Source organism: Streptomyces sp. NPDC058758, assembly GCF_042746075.1.
In the GTDB taxonomy this organism is placed as follows: domain Bacteria; phylum Actinomycetota; class Actinomycetes; order Streptomycetales; family Streptomycetaceae; genus Streptomyces.
The window spans coordinates 48,708-73,141 of the sequence record NZ_JBHYPS010000022.1; the positions used below are offsets into that span (position 1 = coordinate 48,708).

The 24,434-nt window shown below is 74.8% G+C and carries 26 protein-coding genes and 1 tRNA gene; 9 read left to right on the forward strand and 18 right to left on the reverse strand.

The features are described 5' to 3' along the window. Window positions 1-16 precede the first annotated feature (16 nt). Together ACFW6A_RS23910 and sigE are read right to left on the reverse strand one after the other, a co-directional pair. Window positions 17-877, reverse strand: coding sequence for a zf-HC2 domain-containing protein (locus ACFW6A_RS23910; protein ID WP_351850489.1), 861 nt, complete (start codon window positions 875-877; stop codon window positions 17-19). Beyond that, window positions 874-1,632 (reverse strand): RNA polymerase sigma factor SigE, encoded by a 759-nt coding sequence (gene sigE / locus ACFW6A_RS23915; RefSeq protein ID WP_351111585.1) that lies wholly within the window; start codon window positions 1,630-1,632, stop codon window positions 874-876. Before sigE ends, ACFW6A_RS23910 begins: the two co-directional genes overlap by 4 nt. 142 nt (window positions 1,633-1,774) lie before the next feature. Between sigE and ACFW6A_RS23920 the strand changes: the two genes are divergently transcribed. After that, window positions 1,775-2,440 (forward strand): O-methyltransferase, encoded by a 666-nt coding sequence (locus ACFW6A_RS23920; RefSeq protein WP_351850485.1) that lies wholly within the window; start codon window positions 1,775-1,777, stop codon window positions 2,438-2,440. Window positions 2,441-2,522: 82 nt separating this feature from the next. Here ACFW6A_RS23920 and ACFW6A_RS23925 read toward each other — a convergent pair whose 3' ends face one another. Further along, complete coding sequence (locus ACFW6A_RS23925) at window positions 2,523-2,690, reverse strand: DUF3117 domain-containing protein (protein ID WP_009997451.1); 168 nt, start codon at window positions 2,688-2,690, stop codon at window positions 2,523-2,525. A gap of 311 nt (window positions 2,691-3,001) precedes the next feature. Here ACFW6A_RS23925 and ACFW6A_RS23930 point away from each other — a divergent pair, with 311 nt between their 5' ends. Continuing rightward, on the forward strand, window positions 3,002-3,805 hold the full coding sequence (locus ACFW6A_RS23930; RefSeq protein ID WP_386642614.1) for an enoyl-CoA hydratase/isomerase family protein: 804 nt from the start codon (window positions 3,002-3,004) through the stop codon (window positions 3,803-3,805). 16 nt (window positions 3,806-3,821) lie between these two features. Here ACFW6A_RS23930 and ACFW6A_RS23935 read toward each other — a convergent pair whose 3' ends face one another. Together ACFW6A_RS23935 and ACFW6A_RS23940 are read right to left on the reverse strand one after the other, a co-directional pair. Then, entirely contained in the window at window positions 3,822-4,406 is a 585-nt protein-coding gene (locus ACFW6A_RS23935) for a DNA-3-methyladenine glycosylase I (protein WP_351850482.1), read from the reverse strand. Beyond that, entirely contained in the window at window positions 4,403-4,732 is a 330-nt protein-coding gene (locus ACFW6A_RS23940; protein ID WP_351850479.1) for a DivIVA domain-containing protein, read from the reverse strand. The genes ACFW6A_RS23935 and ACFW6A_RS23940 overlap by 4 nt, the downstream gene beginning before the upstream one ends. Window positions 4,733-4,853: 121 nt before the next feature. Here ACFW6A_RS23940 and folP point away from each other — a divergent pair, with 121 nt between their 5' ends. After that, window positions 4,854-5,714: a dihydropteroate synthase gene (gene folP, locus ACFW6A_RS23945; protein ID WP_386477065.1), complete on the forward strand. Its 861-nt coding sequence runs from the start codon at window positions 4,854-4,856 to the stop codon at window positions 5,712-5,714. A 319-nt stretch (window positions 5,715-6,033) separates the two neighbouring features. Here folP and ACFW6A_RS23950 read toward each other — a convergent pair whose 3' ends face one another. Beyond that, complete coding sequence (locus ACFW6A_RS23950) at window positions 6,034-6,783, reverse strand: TIGR00730 family Rossman fold protein (protein WP_351850476.1); 750 nt, start codon at window positions 6,781-6,783, stop codon at window positions 6,034-6,036. A gap of 75 nt (window positions 6,784-6,858) precedes the next feature. Next, a complete protein-coding gene (gene dapE, locus ACFW6A_RS23955; protein WP_351850475.1) occupies window positions 6,859-7,974 on the reverse strand; it encodes a succinyl-diaminopimelate desuccinylase in 1,116 nt (371 codons plus the stop codon). Between the two features lie 29 nt (window positions 7,975-8,003). On the opposite strand from dapE, the gene ACFW6A_RS23960 reads away from it, so the two are divergent. Together ACFW6A_RS23960 and ACFW6A_RS23965 are read left to right on the forward strand one after the other, a co-directional pair. Beyond that, the gene (locus tag ACFW6A_RS23960; RefSeq protein WP_351850473.1) at window positions 8,004-8,912 is read left to right on the forward strand and encodes a hypothetical protein; all 909 of its coding nucleotides are present in this window, start codon (window positions 8,004-8,006) and stop codon (window positions 8,910-8,912) included. Window positions 8,913-9,220: 308 nt separating this feature from the next. Further along, window positions 9,221-9,670 carry an ATP-binding protein gene (locus ACFW6A_RS23965; protein WP_386477060.1) on the forward strand — a complete coding sequence of 150 codons (450 nt, stop codon included), beginning with the start codon at window positions 9,221-9,223 and terminating at the stop codon, window positions 9,668-9,670. A 68-nt stretch (window positions 9,671-9,738) separates the two neighbouring features. On the opposite strand, the gene ACFW6A_RS23970 is transcribed toward ACFW6A_RS23965, so the two are convergent. Continuing rightward, window positions 9,739-10,833 carry a bifunctional succinyldiaminopimelate transaminase/glutamate-prephenate aminotransferase gene (locus ACFW6A_RS23970; protein ID WP_351850471.1) on the reverse strand — a complete coding sequence of 365 codons (1,095 nt, stop codon included), beginning with the start codon at window positions 10,831-10,833 and terminating at the stop codon, window positions 9,739-9,741. A gap of 91 nt (window positions 10,834-10,924) precedes the next feature. Next, window positions 10,925-11,245 carry a ferredoxin gene (gene fdxA, locus ACFW6A_RS23975; protein ID WP_030747280.1) on the reverse strand — a complete coding sequence of 107 codons (321 nt, stop codon included), beginning with the start codon at window positions 11,243-11,245 and terminating at the stop codon, window positions 10,925-10,927. A gap of 112 nt (window positions 11,246-11,357) precedes the next feature. On the opposite strand from fdxA, the gene ACFW6A_RS23980 reads away from it, so the two are divergent. Beyond that, window positions 11,358-12,359, forward strand: coding sequence for a GNAT family N-acetyltransferase (locus ACFW6A_RS23980; protein WP_351850468.1), 1,002 nt, complete (start codon window positions 11,358-11,360; stop codon window positions 12,357-12,359). Between the two features lie 7 nt (window positions 12,360-12,366). Next, window positions 12,367-13,224, forward strand: coding sequence for a transglutaminase-like domain-containing protein (locus tag ACFW6A_RS23985; protein ID WP_351850467.1), 858 nt, complete (start codon window positions 12,367-12,369; stop codon window positions 13,222-13,224). On the opposite strand, the gene ACFW6A_RS23990 is transcribed toward ACFW6A_RS23985, so the two are convergent. Both ACFW6A_RS23990 and ACFW6A_RS23995 read right to left on the reverse strand, forming a co-directional pair. Then, on the reverse strand, window positions 13,221-14,024 hold the full coding sequence (locus tag ACFW6A_RS23990) for an inositol monophosphatase family protein (RefSeq protein WP_386642621.1): 804 nt from the start codon (window positions 14,022-14,024) through the stop codon (window positions 13,221-13,223). The genes ACFW6A_RS23985 and ACFW6A_RS23990 overlap by 4 nt on opposite strands. 67 nt (window positions 14,025-14,091) lie before the next feature. Further along, window positions 14,092-14,166: transfer RNA gene (locus ACFW6A_RS23995), tRNA-Gly, on the reverse strand. 106 nt (window positions 14,167-14,272) lie between these two features. Here ACFW6A_RS23995 and ACFW6A_RS24000 point away from each other — a divergent pair. Continuing rightward, a complete protein-coding gene (locus ACFW6A_RS24000; RefSeq protein ID WP_351850463.1) occupies window positions 14,273-14,635 on the forward strand; it encodes a DUF1304 domain-containing protein in 363 nt (120 codons plus the stop codon). 90 nt (window positions 14,636-14,725) lie between these two features. On the opposite strand, the gene ACFW6A_RS24005 is transcribed toward ACFW6A_RS24000, so the two are convergent. The 4 genes from ACFW6A_RS24005 to ACFW6A_RS24020 all read right to left on the reverse strand — a co-directional run bounded on the left by ACFW6A_RS24005 (window position 14,726) and on the right by ACFW6A_RS24020 (window position 18,613). Continuing rightward, window positions 14,726-16,210 (reverse strand): hypothetical protein, encoded by a 1,485-nt coding sequence (locus ACFW6A_RS24005; protein ID WP_351850518.1) that lies wholly within the window; start codon window positions 16,208-16,210, stop codon window positions 14,726-14,728. Between the two features lie 884 nt (window positions 16,211-17,094). After that, window positions 17,095-17,448 carry a DUF6113 family protein gene (locus tag ACFW6A_RS24010; RefSeq protein WP_351850461.1) on the reverse strand — a complete coding sequence of 118 codons (354 nt, stop codon included), beginning with the start codon at window positions 17,446-17,448 and terminating at the stop codon, window positions 17,095-17,097. Then, window positions 17,445-18,371, reverse strand: a complete 927-nt coding sequence (gene mshB / locus ACFW6A_RS24015; protein WP_386477837.1) for an N-acetyl-1-D-myo-inositol-2-amino-2-deoxy-alpha-D-glucopyranoside deacetylase — start codon at window positions 18,369-18,371, stop codon at window positions 17,445-17,447. Before mshB ends, ACFW6A_RS24010 begins: the two co-directional genes overlap by 4 nt. Before the next feature lie 41 nt (window positions 18,372-18,412). Next, window positions 18,413-18,613 (reverse strand): hypothetical protein, encoded by a 201-nt coding sequence (locus ACFW6A_RS24020; RefSeq protein WP_169087190.1) that lies wholly within the window; start codon window positions 18,611-18,613, stop codon window positions 18,413-18,415. A gap of 246 nt (window positions 18,614-18,859) precedes the next feature. Here ACFW6A_RS24020 and ACFW6A_RS24025 point away from each other — a divergent pair, with 246 nt between their 5' ends. After that, window positions 18,860-21,046, forward strand: a complete 2,187-nt coding sequence (locus tag ACFW6A_RS24025) for a prolyl oligopeptidase family serine peptidase (RefSeq protein WP_386477841.1) — start codon at window positions 18,860-18,862, stop codon at window positions 21,044-21,046. On the opposite strand, the gene ACFW6A_RS24030 is transcribed toward ACFW6A_RS24025, so the two are convergent. The 3 genes from ACFW6A_RS24030 to ACFW6A_RS24040 all read right to left on the reverse strand — a co-directional run bounded on the left by ACFW6A_RS24030 (window position 21,022) and on the right by ACFW6A_RS24040 (window position 24,433). Then, complete coding sequence (locus ACFW6A_RS24030) at window positions 21,022-21,960, reverse strand: hypothetical protein (RefSeq protein ID WP_386642624.1); 939 nt, start codon at window positions 21,958-21,960, stop codon at window positions 21,022-21,024. The genes ACFW6A_RS24025 and ACFW6A_RS24030 overlap by 25 nt on opposite strands. A gap of 189 nt (window positions 21,961-22,149) precedes the next feature. Next, window positions 22,150-23,457 (reverse strand): ABC transporter ATP-binding protein, encoded by a 1,308-nt coding sequence (locus ACFW6A_RS24035; RefSeq protein ID WP_386642627.1) that lies wholly within the window; start codon window positions 23,455-23,457, stop codon window positions 22,150-22,152. Then, window positions 23,450-24,433 (reverse strand): ABC transporter ATP-binding protein, encoded by a 984-nt coding sequence (locus tag ACFW6A_RS24040; protein WP_351850453.1) that lies wholly within the window; start codon window positions 24,431-24,433, stop codon window positions 23,450-23,452. Before ACFW6A_RS24040 ends, ACFW6A_RS24035 begins: the two co-directional genes overlap by 8 nt. Between the last annotated feature and the right edge of the window lies 1 nt (window position 24,434).

Below are 24,434 nucleotides of genomic sequence, written 5' to 3' on the forward strand. Positions count from 1 at the left end.
TTCAACCAGGTCGGGGTCAGCGGGGGGAGCCCGGCGGGATGCCGGGCGGGCTGGGGGCCGGACTGGGTGCCGGGCCGAGGGCCGGCTGGAGGGCGGAGGCCGTCGCGCGTATGAACGGCGAGAGCGCGAAGAGCGACTGCGTCTGCACCGCCCGGAGCCGTACGGCCGCCATCGGACCGGCCCGGTCCAGGTCCGCAGGGACGGCCCCCGAGGGGACGGTCCCGCCCGGGACCAGCGGGGCGCTGCCGAGGGCCTGGGCCCCGCCGGCGGAGCGCTCCGAGCGGTCCGAGCGGCCGGTCGCGGCGCCGGAGGCGGAGCCGGGGCCCGCGGAGGCGCCGGCGCGCAGCGGGGTGACCGCGCTGCCGGTGCCCTGTCCGCCGCGGGCGGTGGTGCTGAGGGTGCTGTCGACGGGGAGGGCGCCGCCGAGGGCGATGGCCGCGAAGGAGACCGCGCCGGCGGCGGCGACGGCGAAGCGCCGGCCGCGTCCCGACGGGGTGACGGCGTGGACCCGGAAGCCGGTGGGGCCGTCGGGCGCTGCGGGGGTCGCGGTGGCGAAGCCGTCGCTCTTCACGCCGCCGGCTTCGAGGAGCTGCTCCAGCGGGGAGCGCCCGGACCCGCCCGGGTCGCCGGGGCCGCCGGGCAGGCCCTGGAGGCGGGCGAGGAAGCCCTCGGAGGGCTGCGGGGCGCCGCTGGAGGCGAAGACGCTCTTCAGGGCGCGCTGGGCGTCGGCCTCGGCCTTGCAGCGGGCGCAGGTGGCGAGGTGGGCGAGCACGCGCTCGCGGGCGTCGTGACCGAGCTCGCCGTCGACGAGCGCGGCGAGCCGGTCCCCGAGGTGGTGCTCCGCGGGGCTCGGGGACGGGGGACGGGTGCCGCTCACGCTGTCCCGGCCTCCCATCCGACGGTGGCCAGGGCGCGCTCCGCCCGGGCCTCGGGCGAGCGGTGCTTGAGCGCCTTGCGCAGGTGGGAGCGGCCGCGGTGGATCCGGCTGCGGACGGTGCCGAGCTTCACGCCGAGGGTCGCGGCGATCTCCTCGTACGAGAGCCCCTCGATGTCGCAGAGGACGACGGCGGCGCGGAACTCGGGCGCCAGGGTGTCGAGGGCCTGCTGGACGTCGGCGTCGAAGTGGGTGTCGTTGAACACCTGCTGGGGGGAGGGCTCCCGGCTGGGGAGCCGCTCGGCGGCGTCGTCGGCGAGCGCGTCGAAGCGGATGCGCTGCTTGCGGCGGACCATGTCGAGGAAGAGGTTGGTGGTGATGCGGTGCAGCCAGCCCTCGAAGGTGCCGGGGGTGTAGGTCGACAGCGAGCGGAAGACGCGGACGAAGACCTCCTGGGTGAGGTCCTCGGCGTCGTGCTGGTTGCCGGTGAGGCGGTAGGCCAGGCGGTAGACGCGACCGCTGTGCGTGCTGACGATCTCCTCCCAGGTGGGCGGAGTCCACGCCTGCGATTCCGCATCCGATGCGAAGGTCGCGGTGGTCGGTGCGGTGTCGGTGGTGTGGAGCTTGTCAGCGGTGTCGGTCACGGATTTCGGCTCACCCGCCGACCTGAGAAGACGCCGCAGCGCCCCTCTCCGATCCACAGGCGCAGCCGCACCTCCCCTATCGGCTCTGGTGGTGTCCAGTGGAGCCCCTACCATAGCCACCTCGCCCGTTAGCTCCGGATAAGAATCTTTACGCGCATTTGAATCGGCGTCGTCCGCCGGTCCCCAAGCGCGTCCCACCCCTGGTGAACGCCCGGTCCCATCTGCGGGTTCCCGCTGACAGCGGATACAGTCACCGTTGCGCCAACTAAGGGGACAGGAGAGGGCCATTACCGCCAACCGGCAGACGGACTGGGCGTTCGCCGACGCCTTTGTCGCCGAGGACGAAGCTCTGCGCTGGGCCCGGGCACGGGCCCACGAGGCAGGGCTGCCCCCGGTGTCGCCGGGCACCGGTGCGGCGCTGCGTCTGCTGGCCGCGTCGACGGACGCCAAGGCGGTGGCCGAGATCGGTACGGGCACCGGCGTGTCGGGCATCTACCTGCTGCTGGGGATGCGCCCCGACGGCACCCTGACGACGGTGGACGTGCAGCCGGAGCACCAGCAGCTCGCGAAGACGGCGTTCCGGGCGGCGGGCTTCGCCGGCAACCGGGCGCGGTTCATCCCGGGCCGGGCGCTCGACGTGCTGCCGCGGCTGGCGGACGGCGGGTACGACCTCGTGTTCTGCGACGGCGACCGCGGGGAGTACCCGGACTATCTCGCTGAATCGTTGCGCCTGCTCCGACCTGGGGGTCTGGTCTGCTTCGAGGGCGTCTTCGCGGACGGCCGCACGGTGGACTCCGGCGCCCAGCCGGGCGAGGTGCAGCGGGTCCGCGAGCTGCTGCGCACGGTCCGGGAGAGCTCCCAGCTCCTCCCGACGCTGCTGCCGGTGGGCGACGGCCTGCTCTGCGCGGTCCGGCGCGGCTGAACCGCCCCTGGCCGGCCCCGGCATGCCGCTGCCCCGGACGGCGGGGCCGTACCGGGGCAGCGGTGCAGGAGAACGGGGAGGGTCAGCCGACGACCTTCTTCAGGGCGTCACCGAGCGCCTCGGCCTCGTCCGGGGTCAGCTCGACCACGAGCCGACCGCCGCCTTCGAGCGGAACGCGCATGACGATGCCCCGCCCCTCCTTGGTCACCTCGAGCGGGCCGTCACCCGTCCGCGGCTTCATGGCCGCCATGCTCGTTCCCCTTCCTGAAACCAGCTCATCTCCAACCGGGCAGCTCCGTGCCACGGAGCAGCGTCACCGGCTTCGAACACATTGCTTCCAGGTCATTATCCCGCATCACAGGACCCGATGACCAACATCGTTCCGCATCGCTTGGGCAACGCGCTCTCGCAAAAGCACATATTTCGGCGTCGGGCCTGCGATACTTCGCCGCCGCGGATCGCCCCGCGGACCCCGATTCTTTGACGCAGCTCACATGGGCGGTACGGGTGATCTCCGTCATGCTGGGCGGATCAGCCCATCCACGAGACGAAGGGGTCCCGATGGCCGACACGGTCCTGTACGAAGTGAGCGACGGGCTCGCCACCATCACGCTCAACCGGCCCGAGGCCATGAACGCGCTGAACGTCGCCGCGAAGACGGCGCTGCGGGACGCGGCCGAGGCGGCCGCCGCCGACCCGGCGGTCCGCGCGGTGCTGCTGACCGCGGCGGGCGACCGGGCGTTCTGCGTCGGACAGGACCTGAAGGAGCACGTCGGCCTCCTGCTCCAGGACCAGGAGTTCGGCACGCGGGCCACGATGAACACGGTCCGGGACCACTACAACCCGATCGTCCGGGCGCTCACCGGCATGCGGAAGCCCGTGGTCGCCGCGGTCAACGGCGTCGCCGCCGGTGCCGGCTTCGGCTTCGCGCTCGCCGCGGACTACCGGATCGTCGCCGACACCGCCTCCTTCAACACCTCCTTCGCGGGCGTCGCGCTCACCGCCGACTCCGGCATGTCCTGGACGCTCCCCCGCCTCATCGGCCGCAGCCGCGCCTCCGACCTGCTGCTCTTCCCCCGCACCCTGACCGCCCAGGAGGCGTACGACCTGGGCATCGCCAACCGCCTGGTGCCAGCCGCCGACCTCCCCGCCGAGGCCCTGAAGCTGGCCCGGAAGCTCGCCGAGGGCCCCACCGTCGCCTACGCGGCCCTCAAGGCCTCCGTCGACTATGGCGCCGACCACTCCCTCGACGAGGCCCTCGACAAGGAGGACGAGCTCCAGACGCTCGCCGGCGCCTCCGAGGACCACACCATCGCGGTCCGCGCCTTCCTCTCCAAGGAGAAGCCCCGCTACCTCGGCAGGTGAGGGACCGGGGCGGGTGCTACCGCCCGCCCCGGGACGCGCAGTCCGCGAGGTGGTCGTCGACCAGGCCGCAGGCCTGCATCAGGGCGTAGGCCGTCGTCGGGCCGACGAAGCGGACGCCCTTCTTCTTGAGGGCCTTCGACAGGGCCGTGGACTCGTCGGTGACCGCCGGGACGTCCGCGAGGGTGCGGGGGACGGGGCGGGTCGCCGGATCGGGGGCGTACGACCAGATCAGGGCGTCGAGGTCGCCGGGGGCCCAGTCGGTGAGCAGCTTCGCGTTGGCGAGCGTGGCGTCGATCTTGGCCCGGTTGCGGATGATGCCCTCGTCGGCGAGGAGCCGCTCGCGGTCGGCGTCCCCGAAGGCGGCGACGGACTCGATGCGGAACCCCGCGAAGGCGCGCCGGAAGCCCTCCCGGCGGCGCAGGATCGTGATCCACGACAGGCCCGACTGGAAGGCCTCCAGGCAGAGCCGTTCGAAGAGGGCGTCGTCGCCGCGGACCGGGCGGCCCCACTCCTCGTCGTGGTAGGCGGTGTAGTCCTCGGCGGAGAGGCCCCAGGGGCAGCGCGGCAGCCCGTCGGGGCCGGGGATCGCGCCGGCGGTCATCGCTCGTCGCCCTCCGCCGCCCCGCCGCCGGCCGGCGCGCCCGCGAGGGCTGCCTCCAGCTCCGCGATCCGGGCGTCGCGCTCGGCGAGTTCGGCGGCGAGCCGGTCCAGGACGTCGTCGACGTCCTCCATCCGGTAGCCGCGGGCGGCGACCGGCAGCCGCAGCGCCTCGACGTCGGCGCGGTCGACCGGGCGGCTCAGCGGCAGCGGGTCCACCAGCTGCTCGGGGGCCGCGTCGGGCAGCACCTCGCTGTCACCGCCGCCGACCACGGCGAGGGTCACGGCCGCGACGACCACGACCATCGTGATGAGCAGAAACCAGAACACCAGCGCGCCTCTCCCGGAATGGAAAACGTCCCGTGCCGATCGTGCCATGCGCCACCGGCGGTTAGGGTCACAGACGACTGCACAGGACGCCGTCGACCGGTCGCGAGGGAGGACATAAGGGATGCTGCGCTTGGGACGGCGGGAATTCGGGCCGCACGAACCGGTGATCATGGCGATCGTGAACCGGACCCCCGACTCCTTCTACGACCGGGGCGCGACCTTCCGCGACGAGCCGGCGCTCGACCGGGTCGAGCAGGCGGTCGCCGAGGGGGCCGCGATCATCGACGTCGGCGGGGTCAAGGCCGGTCCCGGCGAGGAGGTCACGGCCGAGGAGGAGGCCCGCCGCACGGTGGGCTTCGTCGCGGAGGTCCGCCGCCGCCACCCCGACGTGGTGATCAGCGTGGACACCTGGCGGGCGGACGTCGGCGAGGCGGTCTGCGAGGCCGGCGCGGACGTGCTGAACGACGCGTGGGGCGGGGTCGACCCCCGGCTCGCGGAGGTCGCCGCGCGGTACGGCGCGGGCCTCGTCTGCACCCACGCGGGCGGCGCCGAGCCGCGGACCCGCCCTCACCGGGTGGAGTACGAGGACGTGATGGCCGACGTCCTGCGGGTCACCGTGGGCCTCGCCGAGCGGGCGGTCGCGCTGGGCGTGCGGCGGGACGGGATCATGATCGACCCGGGTCACGACTTCGGGAAGAACACCCGGCACAGCCTGGAGGCGACGCGCCGCCTCGACGAGATGGCCCGGACGGGCTGGCCGGTCCTCGTCTCGCTGTCGAACAAGGACTTCGTCGGGGAGACGCTGGACCGCCCGGTGAAGGAGCGGCTGCTGGGGACCCTGGCGACGACCGCGGTGTCCGCGTGGCTGGGGGCGCGGGTGTACCGGGTGCACGAGGTCGCCGAGACGCGCCAGGTGCTCGACATGGTGGCGTCCATCGCCGGACACCGCCCGCCCGCCGTCGCCCGGCGCGGGCTGGCCTAGGCCTTCTCTTCCGGCGCCCGCAGGGCCCGCGGCGGCCGGCACGCGCGCTCGCCGCGTCGTCGCCGGTCGCCGGTGCCCCTTCCCCGGGCTCTCGGCTTCGCTCGAGCAGGGGAGACCCCACCGCCTCCCTCCTCCGCCTCGCGGCCGCACGCACCGGACGACGCCCCCCGACCCGGCCCGATCCGAAGGAAACGGCCCGGGCGGGCGGGTGCGGGGGGGGTGCCCGCGGTGGGCTCCCTCCCCGCGACGGCCCTTTCCGGCCGTCGCGCGTGCGGTCGCGCCGGGCGGGGCCGCGGCCCGGACGCCGGCGGGGGCGGAGCTACCTGCCGACCTCCTTCGTCACCAGCGCCACCGCCTCGTCCACGTCGTCCGTGACGTGGAAGAGGAGCAGGTCGCGCTCGGACGCCTTGCCGCCGGCGACGACCGAGTCCTTCAGCCAGTCGACGAGCCCCTTCCAGTACGCGCTGCCGAACAGCACGATCGGGAAGCGGGTCACCTTGCGGGTCTGCACCAGGGTCAGCGCCTCGAAGAGCTCGTCGAGGGTGCCGAGGCCGCCGGGCAGGACGACGAAGCCCTGCGCGTACTTCACGAACATCGTCTTGCGGACGAAGAAGTACCGGAAGTTCACGCCGATGTCGACGTGCTGGTTGAGCCCCTGCTCGAAGGGGAGCTCGATGCCGAGGCCGACCGAGACGCCCTTCGCCTCCCGGGCGCCCTTGTTGGCCGCCTCCATGGCGCCCGGGCCGCCGCCCGTGATCACCGCGAAGCCCGCCTCGACCAGCGCCCGGCCGAGCCGCACGCCCGCCTCGTACTCCGGCGAGTCCGGCTTCGTGCGGGCCGAGCCGAAGACGCTGATCGCGCTCGGCAGTTCGGCGAGCGCCCCGAAGCCCTCCACGAACTCGGACTGGATCCGCATGACCCGCCACGGGTCGGTGTGCACCCACTCCGAGTCGCCCTCGGTGTCGAGCAGCCGCTGGTCCGTGGTGCCCGGCTGGACCTGGTCCCTCCGCCTCAGCACCGGTCCAAGGCGCTGCTCCTCCGGCTTCGCCGTTCCCTCGGGAATGCCCATGGCCTGCTCCCTCCGCCGATCCACGATCTTTGCTGTGGGGTCAGCGTAGGACCAGAGAGGTGACGAAACGCGAAATTACGGGAGACGGGCGGTCAGCCAGTCGTGGAGCCGTGCCTCGCAGTGGTGGATCCGGTCGGTGTGCACGTGCTCGTCGCGCTTGTGCGCGTAGATCGGGTCGCCGGGGCCGTAGTTGACCGCGGGCACGCCGAGCGCGCTGAACCGGGAGACGTCGGTCCAGCCGAACTTGGGCATCGCGGTGCCGCCGACGGCCTTCATGAACGCCTCGGCGGCCGGGTGGGAGAGGCCGGGCAGCGCGCCGGGGCTCTCGTCGTCGACGACGAACTCGGCGACGTCGCAGTCGGCGAAGACCTCGCGGACGTGCGCCAGCGCCTCGGCCGGGGAGCGGTCGGGGGCGTACCGGTAGTTGACCGTGACCGAGCAGGCGTCGGGGATGACGTTGGTGGCGACGCCGCCCTGGATCGCGACCGCGTTGAGCCCCTCGTGGTACTCCAGGCCGTCGATGACCGGCTTGCGCGGCTCGTAGGCGGCGAGGCGGGCGAGGATCGGCGCGGCGGTGTGGATGGCGTTGGAGCCCATCCAGGAGCGGGCGGAGTGGGCGCGCTCGCCGGCCGTGCGCAGGATGACGCGGAGGGTGCCCTGGCAGCCGCCCTCGACCTGGCCGTCGGAGGGCTCCAGGAGGACCGCGAAGTCGCCCTCCAGCCACTCGGGGTGGGCGGCGGCGATCTTCCCGAGGCCGTTGAGGTCGGCGGCGACCTCCTCGTTGTCGTAGAAGACGAACGTGAGGTCGCGGTTGGGCTCGGGGACGGTGGCGGCGATCCGCAGCTGCACGGCGACGCCGGACTTCATGTCGGAGGTGCCGCAGCCCCACAGGACGCCGTCCTCGTCGAGCCGGGAGGGCACGTTGTCGGCGATCGGCACGGTGTCGATGTGGCCGGCGAGGACGACCCGCTCGGAGCGGCCGAGGTTCGTGCGGGCGACGACGTTGTTGCCGTAGCGGTCGACGGCGAGGTGCGGCAGGGCCCGCAGGGCCTGCTCGATGGCGTCGGCGAGCGGCTTCTCGGTCCCGCTGACGGACGCGAAGTCGACGAGGTCGGCGGTGAGCTCGGCCCCGTCCCTGGTGAGGTCGAGCGGGGTCTCCTGGGCAGTCTCCTGCGGGGTGATGTCAGCCATATGCCGACCCTAACCCGGCCTCCAGTACGGTGGGCCCCGTGTCCGACTCCCCCCGCCCCGCCCGTCGCGGCCGACTCGCCCGTTCGGCCGCCGCCCTCGCCGTCCTGTGCGGCCTCGCGGCGTACATCGCCGTCCACCAGGTGACCGGGAGCAAGGGCGCGCCCCGGTGCGCCGTGGGGAGCGGGGACAACCGGTACGAGTTCACCCCCGAGCAGGCGTCGAACGCGGCGACGATCGCGGCCGTGGGCACGTCCCGGGGGCTGCCGGAGCGGGCCGTGACGATCGCGCTGGCGACCGCGCTCCAGGAGTCGGCGCTGCGGAACATCGAGCACGGCGACCGGGACTCGCTCGGCCTCTTCCAGCAGCGGCCGTCGATGGGCTGGGGCACGCCGGAGCAGATCATGGACCCGGTGTACTCGGCCTCGAAGTTCTACGAGGGCCTGGAGAAGGTCCCGGGCTATTCGCGGATGCCGCTGACGGTGGCGGCGCAGAAGGTCCAGAAGAGCGGCTTCCCGCAGGCGTACGCCAAGCACGAGCCGGACGCGACGCTGCTGTCGGCGGCGCTGACCGGCCGGACGCCGGCCGCGCTCTCCTGTACGGCGGACGTGAAGGAGGGACGCCCCGGCGATCCCGCGTTCGTCCGCACGGAGCTGGTGCGGGCCTTCGGCGATTCCGCGGCCCCCACCTCCGTCTCCGGCGGCGCCAGCGCGGGGCGCTCCGCCGCGGAGCCCGTCGACCTGGTGGTGCCCGTCCGGGGCGCGGACCGGCGCGGCTGGGAGCTGGCGCAGTGGGCGGTGGCGCGGGCGGCGACGCTGCGGGTCGCCGAGGTCGCGTACGGGGGCAAGGTGTGGCGGGCGGACGACTCGGGCGGCGGCTGGGAGGCGGCCCCCGGCGACGCCGCCCGGCCCGCGTCGGTCCGTCTCCGCCTCACCCGCTGACCCCCGCTCCTCCTCGCGAACGCGGGCCGCGGTGGGTGGACACGCGTGCGAGGGGTCGTTCCTTGTGGGGAACGGAGGGCGGCGGGAGAGAGCCGGGGCACCCGGGGCCGGAGCGAGGCGCGGGAGGCTTGGGGGGCAAGGGGAGAGACGGTTCGGCAGGCGACGGCCGGCGGCGGCGTTCGTCCGCTTTCCTCCCCACCCGACAATACGACGCATTGCCCAGCCTTTACCTTCGCCGCCCGCAACCTCCCCCGCCCCCGCCTCGGTTGTGCAGCCCGCAAACGCAACGCAACCGTCGAAGGAGCACCATGTCCCTCCCCCTGACCCGCCGGATCGCCCGCGCCGCCCTGATCGTCGCGGCCGGCGCAGCCCCCGTGGTCGGTGCGGCCGGCTCCGCGAGCGCCCTGGACCACGGCCTCGCGCCGGCCGGCGCCCTCGGCGGCCTGACCGCCCTCGACGCGGCGGACGCGGGCTCGGCCGTCGACGGCGCCGCCCGGACCACGACCGGGGTGGCCGGCGCGACCGGCGGCCAGGCCGTCGGCACCGCCGTCCCGGCGGCCGGCAAGGCCGTGGGCGCGGCCGGCAAGACCGCCACCCCGGCGGCGCAGAAGATCGCCGGCGAGACCGCGGGCGGCGCCGGCCAGGCGCTGGGCCAGACGGCCGGTGCCGCCGCCGACAGCGCCGGCTCCACCCCCGCCGGCGGCGCGCTGGGCGGCGCCCCGGCCGGCCAGATGCTCGGCGGCCTGCCCCTCGGCTGAGCCGGCGGCGGTACGCGGAAGGGCCCGGGCGCGTGAGCGGCCCGGGCCCTTCGGTGTGTCCCGCGCGGTCAGCCGAGGCGCTTGACGGCCGCCTCGACGCGCTCGTCCGTCGCCGTGAAGGCCACCCGCACGAAGCGGGCGCCCGCCTCGCCGTAGAAGTCGCCCGGGGCCACCAGGACGCCCTTCTCCGCGAGGTACGCCACCGTGTCCCAGCAGGGCTCGTCGCGGGTCGCCCACAGGTACAGGCTCGCCTCGGAGTGCTCGATGCGGAAGCCGTGGGCCTCCAGGGCCGCCTTCAGGGCGGCGCGCCGGGCCGCGTACCGCTCGCGCTGCTCCGCGACGTGCGCGTCGTCGCCGAGGGCGGCGACCGTGGCGGCCTGGACCGGCGCCGCGGTCATCATGCCGCCGTGCTTGCGGATCTGGAGCAGCTCGCCGAGGACGGCCGCGTCGCCGGCGACGAACGCCGCGCGGTAGCCCGCCAGGTTGGAGCGCTTGGAGAGCGAGTGGACGGCGACGATCCCCTCGTACGAGCCGCCGCTGACGTCCGGGTGCAGGACCGACACCGGGTCGGCCTCCCAGCCCAGTTCGAGGTAGCACTCGTCGGAGAAGACGAGGACGCCGTGCTCGCGGGCCCAGGCCACGATCCGGGCCAGTTCGTCCTTCGGCAGGACCTCGCCGGTCGGGTTGGACGGGGAGTTGAGCCAGAGCAGCTTCAGGCCGGCCGGGTCGAGCTCGGTCGGGTCGTCGTAGACGACCGCCTCCGCGCCGCAGAGCCGCGCGCCGACCTCGTAGGTCGGGTAGGCGAGCCGCGGGTAGGCCACCTTGTCGCCGGCGCCGAGTCCCAGCTGGGTCGGCAACCAGGCGACGAGCTCCTTGGAGCCGACCACGGGCAGCACGTTCTCGTGGGCGAAGCCGGTCGCGCCGAGGCGCCGCTCGCACCAGCCGGTGAGCGCGTCGCGCAGCGCGGGCGTGCCCCAGACCGTCGGATAGCCGGGCGAGTCCGCCGCGGCCACCAGGGCCTCCTGGATCAGTGCGGGGACCGGGTCGACCGGCGTGCCGACCGACAGGTCCACGATCCCGTCCGGGTGCGCCAGGGCCGTCTTCTTGTACGGCTCCAGCTTGTCCCAGGGGAAGACGGGCAGGCGCGAAGAGACTGCGCTCACGGGTTGGCTCACTTCCTCGTACGTACGCGATACGCCTCGGTCCCGTACGGCGGCGGAGCCGTACGGGACCGAGAGCGGGTGCAACGAAAGATCAGCCGTTCTGCGGCGGCAGGGCGGCGATGAAGGGGTGGTCGCGGTCGATCTCGCCGAGCTTGGAAGCGCCACCGGGCGAACCCAGGTCGTCGAAGAACTCGACGTTCGCCTTGTAGTAGTCCTTCCACTCCTCCGGGGTGTCGTCCTCGTAGAAGATCGCCTCGACCGGGCACACCGGCTCACAGGCTCCACAGTCGACGCACTCGTCCGGGTGGATGTAGAGAGATCGCTTGCCCTCGTAGATGCAGTCGACGGGGCACTCCTCGATGCAAGCCTTGTCCTTGACGTCGACACAAGGCTGCGCGATGACGTAGGTCACGCTGTCGTTCCTCCTCGGTAGGGCTGGTCTGCGCGGGAGCGCGGTGTCGTCGATGCCCGCACCTAGTATCTCCGTTCTTGGGGGCGATCCGAACAGGAGGGGCGGAGAAGCTGTGGAAATCACCGGCGGAGGGCGACTTGAGGTCCGTGTCACCAGGGCTGACGTGGGAAAACGTGTCTCCGTTCGGTATGTGACGGACTCCGCGTCGGCGGGTGGGCGCTTCACCGACGCGGTCGGGGTTCTCACATCATGGGACGAGAGTGTGCTCACGATCACACGAAAGAGCGGCGAGTCCGTCCGGATCCCGGAACTCCGGCTGGTCGCGGGCAAGATCGTGCCCCCCGCGCCCGCCCGCCGCAGGGGCCCCGCCGCCACCTTCGCCGAGCTCTCCCGGGCCGCCGCGCGCGCCTGGCAGCCGGTCGAGAGCGAGGCGCTCGGCGACTGGACGCTGAGGGCCGCCGACGGCTTCACCCGCCGGGCCAACTCGGTGCTCCCGACGGGCGATCCGGGCCGGCCCGTCGCCGAGGCCCTGGAGACCGCACGGGCCTGGTACGCGGACCGGAAGCTGACCCCGTACGTCCAGACCGCCACCGGCGCCGAGGGCACCCAGGAACTGCTCTGCGCCGACCTGGAGCGGCTCGGCTGGCACCGCGAGGTCACCGCCGAGCTGCGGATCGCCGCGCTCGCGCCGCTCGCCGACCGGGAGCCCGGGCCTGCGGAGGTGCTGCTCGCCCGGAGCTTCGACGAGCCGTGGCTGCGCCGCTACCAGCGGTTCACGGGGGCCGGCCCGGCGATGCGGCACGTGCTCTCCGCCGGACCGAGCGTGTGGTTCGCGGCCGTGCCGGGCACGGGGGAAGTACCGGCCGCCATCGGGCGTTGTGTCGTCGACGGGCGGTGGGCGGGGTTCATGGCGATAGAGGTCGCCCCGGAGCAGCGCCGCCGGGGTCTGGCCGGCGCCGTCATGACCGCCCTCGCCCGGCGCGCCCTCGACGAGGGCGCGTCGGCGGCCTGGCTCCAGGTCGAGGCCGACAACCACGGCGCGCGGGCGCTGTACGAGGGGATGGACTTCGCGGTGCACCACCACTACCACCACTACCGGCCGGCGGAGGCGTGAGCGCGGCGTGAGCGCGGACGACCCCCTGACCCGGCCGGACGGCCGGCCGCCCGACCGACGGCGCGAGTTCGCGGAGGAGGCCCGGGCCGAGCGGCCCGACCTCGCCCGGCTCTGCCTGCTGATCTGCGCCGTGGCCGATCCCTCGGTCACCGAGCACGACCTCGTCGAGGCCGACGTCGAACTCGACCGGCTCGCCGGACTCCTCCCGTACGCCACCCGCCGCACCGGCGCCTGGAAGGCCGAGCTGGCGGCGCTCCTCGGCGGCCGCGAGGGCTTCGAGGGCGTCCCCGCCGACTACCAGCGCCTGGAGTCCTCCCTCCTCCACGAGGTGCTGCGGCGGCGCCGCGGCCTGCCGATCCTGCTCTCCGTGGTGTGGATGGAGGTCGCCCGCCGCGCCGGCGCCCCGGTGTACGGCCTCGGCCTCCCCGGTCACTTCGTGGTCGGCTTCGGCGAGCCCGCCGACCTCGACCTCGCCGACCCCTTCGCGGGCGGCCGGCCGATGACCGCCGAGGACGCCGAGCTGCTCGTGGCGAGCGCGACCGGCGAGGCCCTGGACCGCTCCATGCTGCGCCCCGCCGAGCCCGGCGCCATCGTGCTCCGCATCCTCGGCAACATCCGCGCCTGGGCGGCCCCCCGCCCCGAGCGCTCCGACGTGGCCCTGTGGGCGGTGGAGCTGGCCCTGCTGCTCCCCTCCCACCCGGCGCGCCTGCGCTACGAGCGGGCCGAACTCCTCGTCCAGCGCGGCGACTTCCTCACCGGGGCGGCGGAGATGGAGGCGTACGCGCAGATCATGGACGCGGTCGACCCGGACACGGCCGCCGCGATCCGTCACCAGGCCCAGGCGGCGCGCGCCCGGCTCAACTAGGACCGCCGCCCGCCGTCCGCCGGGGAGCGGATGATCGCCATCAGGCGGGCGTGGGTGGCGGCGTCGGCGGCGGCCACGAGGCCGCGCGCGCCGTCCTCCCCCACCGGGGTGCCGTCGAGGCCGGTGACGACGCAGCCGGCCGCCCGGCACAGCGCGATGCCGGCGGCGAAGTGGACGCTGCCGGACAGGTCGCCGCCGTCCGTGACGTACGCGGCCCGCCGTCCGGCCGCCACCCAGGCGAGCGCGAGCGTCGTCGACACCACCCGCGGACGGAAGCCGGCGGTGAAGTCCGGGTGCGCGAGCAGGTCGACGGCGCGGAAGCCGGGCGCGCCGGGGAACGGCGGGTCCAGGTTCACGTCGACGAGGCCGGAGGCGGCGCTGGGCACGAGGAGTTCCCCGTCCTCGCCCCGGGCGGTGGTCCCGTCGGTGCGGAACAGGCCGCCGAAGGGGTCGGCGACGGCGGCCGCCCCGCCGCCGCGCAGGGCGACGTTGACGGCGACGAGCTTGTCCCCGACCGCGTAGTTGAGGGTGCCGCAGAGGGGGTCCACCAGCCACTGGCGGCGGCCCCCGGCCGCGCCCTGCGCCCCGCCCTCCTCGCCGAGCACGGCGTCGTCGGGCCGGGCGGCCCGCAGCACGTCGAGGACGGCCCGCTCGGCGGCCAGGTCGGCGGTGGTGGCGAAGTCGCCCGCGCCCTTGTCGATCCGGTCGAGCTCCCGCCCGTAGAGGGAGCGCACGACCTCGGCGCCGGCGCGGGCGGCGGCCGCGGCGACCTCGGCGTCGGAAAGTTCCTGGATGATCATGCGGCGAGGGTACGCGCGGGGCCCTCCGCGCCGGGGCGGCACCGGGGGCGGGACGGCGTCAGGAGGGAGCGGGGCGACCGGATTCGAACCGGCGTCCTCCGAGATGGCATCGCGGCGCATTACCTCTGTGCTACGACCCCGCTCCCAGGCCGCCGATTCTAGACGCCCCCCGCGTCCGCTCCCACCGGGTTTTCCCGGGGCCGCGCGGCGTGCCCGGGCGACCGTCGCCTCCCGGCCACAATGGGGCCATGCCGCTGACCGCCGACATCCTCGTCGCCCTCATCGCGCTCCTGCACCTCTACATCCTCGTGATGGAGATGTTCCTGTGGGAGAAGGAGACGGGCCGGCGCTTCTCCGGCTTCGACGCCCGGCTCGCCCGCGAGACGGCCGCCATGGCGGCCAACCAGGGGCTCTACAACGGGTTCCTCGCCGCCGGGCTCGTCTGGGGGCTCGTCTCCGACGAGCCGACGGGGTTCCGGGTGCGGGTGTTCTTCCTGTCGTGCGTCGTGGTCGCGGGGCTCTACGGGGCCGCCACCGCCAACCGCCGGATCCTCTACGCGCAGGCGCTGCCGGGTGCGCTCGCCCTCTCCGCCGTGCTCGTCGCCGGGTGACGCCGCCCTCCCCCGGCCGCGGCGCCCGTACGCGCCCGGCCCCCGGCCTCGCGGGAGGACGGGGGCCGGGGGCGGGCGCCGGGGAACGGCTCAGCCGTTGCCGGTGAGGTCGATCGTCGCGGTGCGCTCGGCCTTGGTCCTGCCCCGCAGGGCGTCGCGCATGACGAACGCGACGTCGTCGGCGGAGACCTCGTGCTTCGAGCCGTCGCCCTTGGTGATCATGACGCCGTCGAAGGTGCCTTCGAGCAGGCGGGTGATCGCCTTCTTGTCGTAGACCTCCACCAGGTGGCCGTCGACGGCCTTCATGGAGAGGATCTGCGGCAGCGAGCGGGCCGGGCCGAAGTCGATGCTCTTGCCGCCGGCCCGGATGGTGATCCGGCCGGACATGGCGGGCGTGGCGAACTCCTTCATCGCCCGGTCCAGTTCGGCCTTGGTGACCGTGGGCCTGCGGACGCTGACCGGGAGTTCGACGACCTTGGTCACGCCGGTCTCGACCTGGGCGCGGAAGGCGTCCTTGACGGAGATCATCGAGCGCTGGACGTCGAGGCCCTGGCCGGGCTTGCCCTCGACGGCGGTGACCTTGTTCGGGGCGAACAGGATCGTCGCCTCGGTCGCCGACGAGGAGGTGCCCGCGAGGTCCCGCAGGGCGACGGCGAGCTTCTCGTCGTCCACCGGGAAGACCGGCTTGGCGACCCGCTCGCCGCCGAAGAGGGAGCCGATCACCGAGACGGGGTTGTAGTCGCTGCCTGCGGCGGCGCGGACGGTCTCCTGGCTGTCCAGGGTGAGGCCGGCCTTGTCGGGCGCGAGCTGCACCTTCTTGCCGCCGACGGTGAGCTGGAGGGGGGCCGCGGCGCGCTTGCCGAGCTGCGCCTCCAGCTTGTTGACGGCCTCCTCCTTCGTGCCGCCGCCGATGTCGACGCCGAGGACGGTGGTGCCCTTGGGGACGTCGGAGTGGTTGAGGAGGAGTCCGGCGCCGTAGGCGACACCGGCGAGGCCGACGACGCCGACGGCGGCGAGGACCAGCTTGGAGCGGCCCTTCTTGGCCGGGGCGGGCTTCGGCGCGGGCTTGGGCGCGGGGGCGGGCCTCGGGGCCTGCTCCTGGCCCGCGGGGCGCGGCGGACGGGCCTGCCGGCCGTCGGGGCGCGGGCCCGGGTCGGGGCGGCCGCCGGCCGGGGGGACGACGGGGATGCCGCTCGTGAGGGTGTCGCCGGACACCCGGCCGCCGGGAGCGCCCGGCCGCCCGGCGCCCGGCGCGGGAACGGGGGCGGGCTGCTGCGGCGTCAGGATCGCGGTGTCGTCGGACATGCGCGGCGCGGCGCCGCCGCCTCCGAGCGGACCGGGGCCGCCCGCCACGGGTCCGCCCGCGGCCGGGCCGCCCGTCGCGGGACCGCCGGCCCGCGGGCCGGTCGGGCGCTTCGGCATGGCCGGGCGCCGGGGCGCGCCGCCGCCGAGGTCGGCGACGCCGCCGGCCGGGCCCGTGGTCGGGCCGGTGGGCTGGCCGTCGTACCGGGGGGTGCCGGCCGCGGGCGTGCCGTCGTACGCCGGCGTTCCGGCGGCCGGGGTGCCGTCGTGCATCGGGGTGCCGGCGGCCGGGGTGCCGTCGTACGCCGGGGTGCCGGGCTGCGGGCCGTCGTAGAGCGGGACGCCGGCGGCGGGGGTGCCGTCGTAGCCGGGGAGGGTACCGGTGTCGTACAGCGGGTTGCTGACGGGGCGGCTGGAGGGCGTGCTGCCGACCGTGGGGACGCCGGCGGTCGCGGAGCCCGCGAAGCCGGTGCCGGAGGTCTGCGGGCCGCCCGGGGCCTTCGGGGCGGGGGCGGCCGGGGCGGCGGGAGCCGCCGGGGCCGCGGGGCCGCCCGCGGGCGCCGGTCCCGCGCTCTTGCGGGGCGCGAACCAGTCGCTCGTCTCCTTGGCCTTGGGGGCCTCGGCGGCGGCCTGCGGCGGCTCGGGCCGGACCGGCGCGGGGGCCGGCTCGGGCTCGGGCGCCGGGGCCGGGGCCGGGGCGGGCCGCTCCGGCTCGGCCGGGGCGGCGGCGTCGGCCTCCGCGACGGGCTTGCGGACCACGACGGGCGGGATCGGCCGCGAACCCGGAATGTTGATGCGGATCCGGGTGGTCAGGGTGGTCTCGGTCTTCGGCTCCTCCGGCGGCGCGGGCGCGCCGGAGGACTCCTCCGGCGCGTCCTGCGAGGGGTGGAGCGACGGATACTGGCGGGATCCGTAAGGCTGGGTTCCCGACGGGTAGGCGGCCCCGCCGCGCCCCTGGGCGCCGGAGGACGAACTGTCGGTCTCTCGACCGGTTTCACGACTCAAAGCAGGATCTCCCGGTTGGCTCCGCCGCCCGCTCTTGCTGATGCTCGTTCTGTCCCGGGCGGTTCGGCGGCGCGCACCACCATACTGTCCGGCGCCGCCGGTTACCCGCCCGGTGCGCGGTCCGGCTGCTCACAGGTGGTCCGCCGGACCGTCTACGGGGTGCTCTGCGGCAGCCTGCTGACGGTGGCGCAGATCACAGCGGCCCCCATGCCCCCGAAGAGGAAGAGCAGCTCGCCGAGGCCGCCGCCGAACAGCCCGTCGCCCTCGGGGCGGCCGAGGCTGAGCAGGATGACGGCGAGGAGCCAGCCGCCGCCGGCGGCGGCGAGGCCGACCTGGTTGCCGGTGGCGCGCATGCCGCCGTAGAAGAGGGCGGCGGTGGCGAGGAGGGCGAGGAGCAGCCCGAGGGGGAGCCAGGCGGCCTGGACGAGGGCGCCGGCGGTGCCGACGACGGCGCCGAGGACGAGGAGGCCCGCGTAGGCGGCGTACCGGGTGGCGGGGGTGGTCATCGGCCGGTCCCCTCGGTGTCCGTCGCGAGGCCGGCGAAGAGGTCGGTCTCGCGCTCTCCGGCCGGGGCCCCGGAGGTGCCGCGGACGAGTTCGTAGTACTCGGTGGTGAAGAGGGGCTGGCCGAGGTCGTTGGAGAGGGCGAACCAGGGGCCGTCGACGGCGACCTGGGTGGCGTGGGCGGCCATGGCGGCGCTCTTGCGGGCCGCGTACGAGGTCTCCTCGGCGAGGTCGCCGCCGTCGATCTCGGCGGTGATCCGGTCCTCGTCGACGACGCCGGGGACGTCGTCGAGGACGGCGTCCTTGGGGAAGGCGGAGCCCTCGGCGGCCAGGCGGGCGAAGCCGGCCTCGGCGACGGGGCGGGGCACCCGGTTCCAGTAGATCTTGTCGATCGTGTGGGCGGCGCCCAGGTCGGGGCGGTGGCCGGGGTCGGCGGCGAGGTCGGCGGCGCGCATGGCGACGCGGTGGGCCTGGATGTGGTCGGGGTGGCCGTAGCCGCCGTCGGGGTCGTAGGTGACGAGGACCTGGGGGCGGGTCTCGCGGATCACCTCGACGAGGGGGGCGGCGGCGGTGTCGACGTCGGTGTTCCAGAAGGCGTTCTCGCGCTCGTTCTGGGGGACGCCCATCATCCCGGAGTCGCGGAAGCGGCCCTCGCCGCCGAGGAAGCGGTGGTCGGTGACGCCGAGGGCGGCCATGGCGGCGGCGAGTTCGCCGACGCGGTGCGCGCCGAGGCGGTCCTCGCGGTCGGGGGCCAGGTGGGCGAGCTCGGGCGGGATGACCTCGCCCTCCTCGCCCAGGGTGCAGGTGACCAGGGTGACAAGGGCGCCTTCGGCCGCGTACCTGGCCATGGTGGCGCCGTTGTTGATCGACTCGTCGTCGGGGTGCGCGTGCACGAGGAGCAGACGACGGGCGGGGAGATCGGTCATGGCCCCACCCTACGAGGCGGGGCCGCCGCCGACCGCCCGGGTCAGAACTTGAGCCCGGCGATCATGCTCGCCACGTTGGTGGTGAGGGTGGTGATGGAGTCGGAGAGGGAGGAGCTGGCGAGGTAGAAGCCCAGGAGCGCGCAGACCACCGCGTGACCGGCTTTGAGTCCGGATTTCCGGATCAGCAGGAAGACGACGATCGCCAGCAGCACCACCACCGAGATCGAGAGCGAGAGTGCCACGGCGGTTCACCTCCACCTTCGGTCGGACGGTTCGGTCACGAGGTCGAACGATTGGTCGAGCAGGGGGTCGGGCACTTGGTCGGGCGGTCGCTCCGGCGGGGCCCCCGGCACGTGCCCGACGACCTCCCCCGGGTGCATACCCACGGAAGGGCACCCACCAAGCGCTACGGATCATAACTATCCGTGGCATCGCATTGATCGGCGTACGGGCGCACGAAGGGGGCGTACAACGCTACTTTCGGCCGTATGACCAAGTCTCAGCAGCACGCTTCCGCCCCATCCGTGGGCCTCTCCTTCCCGCGCCTGCACGCCCGGACCCAGCGGTTCGGCCTGGGGGTGCCGCGCGGTTTCACGGTCTCCCCGGACGGGGAGCGGATCGTCTTCGTCCGCTCCGGGTCGGGCACCGACCGGACGCACAAGCTGTGGGTGCTCGACCTGCCGGCGGGCGGCGGGGAGGCGGTGGAGCGGGTCGTCGCGGAGCCGTCCGCGCTGCTCGCGGGGGCGGAGGAGGAGCTCTCCGCCGAGGAGCGGGCCCGGCGGGAGCGCAGCCGGGAGGGGTCGGCGGGGATCGTCGGCTACGCGGTGGACGCGGCGGTGGAGTTCGCGGCGTTCGCCCTGTCCGGGCGGCTGTTCGCGGCGGAGCTGCGGGCCGGGACGGCGCGGGAGCTGCCGGTGCGGGGGCCGGTGCTCGACCCGCGGCCCTCGCCGGACGGACGCCTGGTGGCGTACGTGTCGGGGGGCGCGCTCAGGGTGGTCGGAGCGGATGGTTCCGGTGACAGGGAACTGGCGGTTCCGGAGGACGCGGACACCTCCTACGGATTGGCCGAATTCATCGCATCGGAGGAGATGGGCCGGGACCGCGGGTTCTGGTGGTCGCCGGCCTCGGACGGGCTCCTGGTGGCCCGCGCGGACGACCGCGCGGTGCGCCGGTGGTACATCGCGGACCCGGCGCACCCGGAGCGGGAGCCGCAGCGGGTGGGCTACCCGGCGGCGGGGACGCCCAACGCGGAGGTGCGGCTCTTCCGGTACGGCCTCGACGGGTCCCGTACGGAGGTGGTGTGGGACCGGGAGCGCTTCCCGTACCTCGCGCGCGTCCACTGGTCGTCGGCGGGCGCGCCGCTCCTGCTGGTGCAGGCGCGCGACCAGCGGAGCCAGCGGGTGCTCGCGGTGGACACGGCGGCGGGCACGACGGCGACCGTGCGGGAGGAGGAGGACCCGGCCTGGCTGGAGCTGCTGCCGGGGGCGCCCCGCTGGTCGCAGGACGGACGGCTGGTGCGGGTCGGCGACGAGAGCGGGGCGCGGGCGCTGTACGTCGGCGAGGACCGGCTGACGGACGCGTCGCTGCACGTGCGGGCGGTGCTCGACGTCGGCGGGGACGACGTGCTGGTGTCGGCCTCGGCGGGCGAGGCGGCCGGGGCCCCGGAGACCGGCGAGACGCATGTGTACCGGGTGACGGCGGCGGGCGCGGAGCGGGTCTCGGAGGGCGTGGGCTGGCACGGGGCGGTGCGCTCCGGTCCGGTGACCGTGCTGGTCTCCTCGCGGCCGGACGTGCCGGGCGCGGTGGCGCGGGTGCTGCGCGACGGGAAGCCGGTGGCGGTGGTCGGCTCGTCCGCGGCCGAGCCGCCGCTGCGGGCCCGGCCGGTGCTCACCGAGGCCGGTGAGCGGCGGATCCCCTGCGCGGTGCTGCTGCCGTCCTGGTACGAGGAGGGGCGGGGGCCGCTGCCGGTGCTGATGGATCCGTACGGCGGCCCGCACGGGCCCCGGGTGGTCGCCGCGCACAACGCGCACCTGACCTCGCAGTGGTTCGCCGAGCAGGGCTTCGCGGTCGTGGTGGCGGACGGGCGGGGCACGCCGTGGCGCTCGCCGGCCTGGGAGAAGGCGGTGCTGCGGGACTTCGCGGTGACGCTGGAGGACCAGGTGGCGGCGGTGCGGGCGCTGGCGGAGCGGTTCCCGCTGGACCTGGACCGGGTGGCGGTGCGGGGCTGGTCGTTCGGCGGCTATCTGGCGGGGCTCGCGGTGCTGCGGCGGCCCGACGTGTTCCACGCGGCGGTGGTGGGGGCGCCGGTGACCGACTGGCGGCTGTACGACACCCACTACACCGAGCGGTACCTGGGCACCCCGGAGGCGGATCCCGAGGTGTACGCGGCGCAGTCGCTGCTCACCGACGACGGGCTCTCCTCGCCGGAGGAACCGGCCCGGCCGATGATGGTCGTGCACGGCCTGGCGGACGACAACGTGGTCGTGGCGCACGCGCTGCGGCTGTCGTCGGCGCTGCTCGCGGCGGGCCGGCCGCACGAGGTGCTGCCGCTGTCGGGGGTGACGCACATGACCCCGCAGGAGCAGGTGGCGGAGAACCTGCTGCTGCTCCAGGTCGACTTCCTGAAGCGCTCGCTGGGCGGCTTCCCGGGTCACCAGCCGGGCGGGCGCGGGTAGGGCGGCGGCGGGGTCGCCGCCGGGACGCGCGGGGCGGGCGCGGTGTCGGGGACGCCGCGCCCGGCGAGCAGCGCGAGGACGGCGGCCCCGGCGAGCGCGCCGTAGAGGGCGGTGGCGAGGCCGGGGAGGTCCAGCTCGGGGGCCATGACGTACCGGACGTCGTAGTGGAGGTGGAGGCGGGCCGTCCGGGCGACCTCGGCGAGGCCGAAGCCGAGGAGGAGGCCGCCGGCGAGGAGGCCGAGGGGGCGGGTGTGCCGGGCGGCGGCGAAGGCGGAGACGGCGGCGGTCAGGTAGAGGGCGACGAGGACGAGGGCGAGCCAGCCGGGCGGCACGCCGAGCGCGGCGCCGAGGACGGACCGGCCGCCGGTGAAGCGGTCGACGGCGAAGCGGGGGGCGAGCCGGACGGCCCGGTCGACCTCCCAGACGGCCAGGAGGAGGGCGGCGAAGGCGAGCAGGAGGCCGGCGGCGGCGGCCGGCCCGGGCCGCGGCCGGGTGGGGACCGGCTCGTCCGGGCCCGCCGGCGGGCGGCGGCCGGCCAGGGCGGTGCCGAGGAGCCCGGTGGCGAGGGCGAGTTCGGCGAGGGCGGTGACGAGGGGGCCGGTGCCGTGGCTCCACAGGCCCGGGAGGCGCACCGCGAGGGTGACGGCGCCGGTGGCGGCGAGCGCGGCGGCGGCGTGCCGGGAGCGGAGGGCGGCGAGGGCGGTGCCGGCGGCGGCGGCGCAGAGGAGCGGGTCGAGCAGGGTGGTGGCCGCCCGGGGGCGGGAGAGCGGGAAGCGGTCGCCGGCCCAGTACCGGAACAGGTCCCCGGGCGAGCCGAGGGCGGCGAGGTCGCGCAGGATCCACACGAAGGGGACGAGCGCGAGTACGGCGGCGAGCGCGGCGCCGGTGAGACGTGCCGGTCGTGTCACAGTCACGGGGCCGATACTCACGGTCAGGGGCGGCGGGGGCAAGCGGTTGCGCACGACGACCGGCGCCGAGGGGGCGGAGGAGCGGCCGGCGGGGGCCCGAGGGGGCCCTCGCCGGCCGGCGGCACCCGCACGGCGCACGATCAGCAGGATCCGGTATCCGCATATCGGATCCAATTCCCCGGGGTTGCCGGGGCGTTACGGCGCCTTCGGATCCCCCGGCTCCTGGGGAGGCACTTCCGGACCGGGCTCCCCCGGGCCGGACCCTCCCGGGCCGGCCTTCCTCGGACCGGGCGTCTCCGGGCCGGGCGTCTCCGGGCCGGGCGTCTCCGGGCCGGGCGTCTCCGGGCCGGACTTCTCCAGCCGCGTGGCTCCCGACGCCGCTCCCGTTCCCGCTCCCGCCGCCTCCGCCTCCGCCTCCCGGGCCGCCTCCACCGGGGCCGGGCCGTCCTCCAGCGGGTCCGGGTGGGTGAGGGAGTCCTCCGGCGGGACGACCTGCTTCTCCTCGGCGAAGTGGCAGGCCGAGTCGTGCCGGGCCGGGGTCTCGGCGAGGCGGTAGACGGCCGGGACGGCGAGCAGCGGCACCTCCAGCTCGCACCGCTCCCGCGCCTTCCAGCAGCGGGTGCGGAAGCGGCAGCCGGAGGGCACGTTGGCCGGGGAGGGCACGTCGCCGGTGAGGATGATCCGCTCGCGGTGGGCCCGGGCCTCGGGGTCCGGCACGGGCACGGCGGAGAGCAGCGCCTGGGTGTAGGGGTGGGTGGGGTGGTCGTAGATCTGGACGTCGGTGCCGATCTCCACGATCCGGCCCAGGTACATGACGCCGACGCGGTCGGAGATGTGCCGGACGATCGACAGGTCGTGCGCGATGAAGACGTACGACAGGGCGAACTCGGACTGGAGGCGGTCGAGGAGGTTGACGACCTGCGCCTGGACGGAGACGTCCAGGGCGGAGACCGGCTCGTCGGCGACGATGATCTCGGGCTGGAGCGCGAGGCCGCGGGCGATGCCGATGCGCTGGCGCTGGCCGCCGGAGAACTGGTGCGGGTAGCGGTTGATGTACTCGGGGTTGAGGCCGACGACGTCGAGGAGGTCCTGGACCTTGCGGCGCCGGTCCCCCTTCGGCGCGACCTCGGGGTGGATCTCGTACGGCTCCCCGATGATGTCGCCGACCGTCATCCGGGGGTTGAGCGAGGTGTACGGGTCCTGGAAGACCATCTGGATGTTGCGGCGGACGGCCTTGAGGGCGCGCGGGGAGAGCTTGGTGAGGTCCTCGCCCTTGTACCTGATCGAGCCGGAGGTCGGCTTCTCCAGGTTGACCAGCATCTTCGCCACGGTCGACTTGCCGCAGCCGGACTCGCCGACGATGCCGAGGGTCTCGCCGGCGGCCAGGTCGAAGTCGACGCCGTCGACGGCCTTGACCGCGCCGACCTGCTTCTTGAAGAGGATGCCCTGGGTCAGCGGGTAGTGCTTGTGCAGGTCCCGGACCTCGAGAATCGCCTCAGCCATGGAGGCACTCCTTCCAGAAGTGGCAGGCGCTGGTGCGCGGCACGGGCGACTCGGTGACCTCGTACAGCGGGGGCACGTCGGTGCGGCAGACGTCCTGGGCCATCGGGCAGCGCGGGTTGAAGGCGCAGCCGGGCGGGATGGCGAGCAGGTTGGGCGGCAGGCCCTTGATCGCGTACAGCTCCTGGCCCTTCTGGTCCAGGCGCGGGATGGAGTCGAGCAGGCCGCGGGTGTAGGGGTGGGCGGGCGCCTTGTAGATCTCGTGGACGGGGGCCTGCTCGACGATCCGGCCGGCGTACATGACGGCGATGTTGTCGGCGACGTCGGCGACGACGCCGAGGTCGTGGGTGATCAGGATGAGGCCCATGTTGTACTCGCGCTGGAGCTCCGCGAGCAGGTCCATGACCTGGGCCTGGACGGTGACGTCCAGGGCGGTGGTGGGCTCGTCCGCGATGATCAGCTCGGGTTCCAGGGCGAGCGCCATGGCGATCATGATGCGCTGGCGCATGCCGCCGGAGAACTGGTGGGGGTACTGGCCGACGCGTTCCTTGGCGGCGGGGATGCGGACCCGGTCCATCAGCTCGACCGCCTGGGCGCGGGCGTCCTTCTTGCTCATCCCCTTGTGGACGACGAACATCTCGCCGAGCTGTTCGCCGACGCTGAGGACGGGGTTGAGGGAGGACAGCGCGTCCTGGAAGATCATCGCCATCTTGGCGCCGCGGACCTTCCTGCGCTCCTCCTCCTTGAGCTTCAGCAGGTCCTGGCCCTGGAAGAGGATCTCGCCGGCGCTGATCCTCCCCGGGGGCATGTCGAGGATGCCCATGACGGCCTGGGCGGTGACGGACTTGCCGGAGCCGGACTCGCCGAGGACGGCGAGGGTCTCCCCCGAGTCCACGGAGTAGTTCACGCCGTTGACCGCCTTGGCCACCCCGTCGCGGGTGTGGAACTCCACGTGCAGGTCGCGCACTTCGAGCAGCATG

Excerpts from the sequence above, each read along its gene's own strand:
- sigE (WP_351111585.1), bottom strand. The coding sequence starts at position 1,632 with ATGGTAGGGGCTCCACTGGACACCACCAGAGCCGATAGGGGAGGTGCG.
- ACFW6A_RS23925 (WP_009997451.1), bottom strand. The coding sequence starts at position 2,690 with ATGGCGGCCATGAAGCCGCGGACGGGTGACGGCCCGCTCGAGGTGACC.
- ACFW6A_RS23930 (WP_386642614.1), top strand. The coding sequence starts at position 3,002 with ATGGCCGACACGGTCCTGTACGAAGTGAGCGACGGGCTCGCCACCATC.
- ACFW6A_RS23935 (WP_351850482.1), bottom strand. The coding sequence starts at position 4,406 with ATGACCGCCGGCGCGATCCCCGGCCCCGACGGGCTGCCGCGCTGCCCC.
- folP (WP_386477065.1), top strand. The coding sequence starts at position 4,854 with ATGCTGCGCTTGGGACGGCGGGAATTCGGGCCGCACGAACCGGTGATC.
- ACFW6A_RS23950 (WP_351850476.1), bottom strand. The coding sequence starts at position 6,783 with ATGGGCATTCCCGAGGGAACGGCGAAGCCGGAGGAGCAGCGCCTTGGA.
- dapE (WP_351850475.1), bottom strand. The coding sequence starts at position 7,974 with ATGGCTGACATCACCCCGCAGGAGACTGCCCAGGAGACCCCGCTCGAC.
- ACFW6A_RS23965 (WP_386477060.1), top strand. The coding sequence starts at position 9,221 with ATGTCCCTCCCCCTGACCCGCCGGATCGCCCGCGCCGCCCTGATCGTC.
- ACFW6A_RS23990 (WP_386642621.1), bottom strand. The coding sequence starts at position 14,024 with ATGATCATCCAGGAACTTTCCGACGCCGAGGTCGCCGCGGCCGCCGCC.
- ACFW6A_RS24000 (WP_351850463.1), top strand. The coding sequence starts at position 14,273 with ATGCCGCTGACCGCCGACATCCTCGTCGCCCTCATCGCGCTCCTGCAC.
- ACFW6A_RS24005 (WP_351850518.1), bottom strand. The coding sequence starts at position 16,210 with ATGCACGACGGCACCCCGGCCGCCGGAACGCCGGCGTACGACGGCACG.
- ACFW6A_RS24010 (WP_351850461.1), bottom strand. The coding sequence starts at position 17,448 with ATGACCACCCCCGCCACCCGGTACGCCGCCTACGCGGGCCTCCTCGTC.
- mshB (WP_386477837.1), bottom strand. The coding sequence starts at position 18,371 with ATGACCGATCTCCCCGCCCGTCGTCTGCTCCTCGTGCACGCGCACCCC.
- ACFW6A_RS24025 (WP_386477841.1), top strand. The coding sequence starts at position 18,860 with ATGACCAAGTCTCAGCAGCACGCTTCCGCCCCATCCGTGGGCCTCTCC.
- ACFW6A_RS24035 (WP_386642627.1), bottom strand. The coding sequence starts at position 23,457 with ATGGCTGAGGCGATTCTCGAGGTCCGGGACCTGCACAAGCACTACCCG.
- ACFW6A_RS24040 (WP_351850453.1), bottom strand. The coding sequence starts at position 24,433 with ATGCTGCTCGAAGTGCGCGACCTGCACGTGGAGTTCCACACCCGCGAC.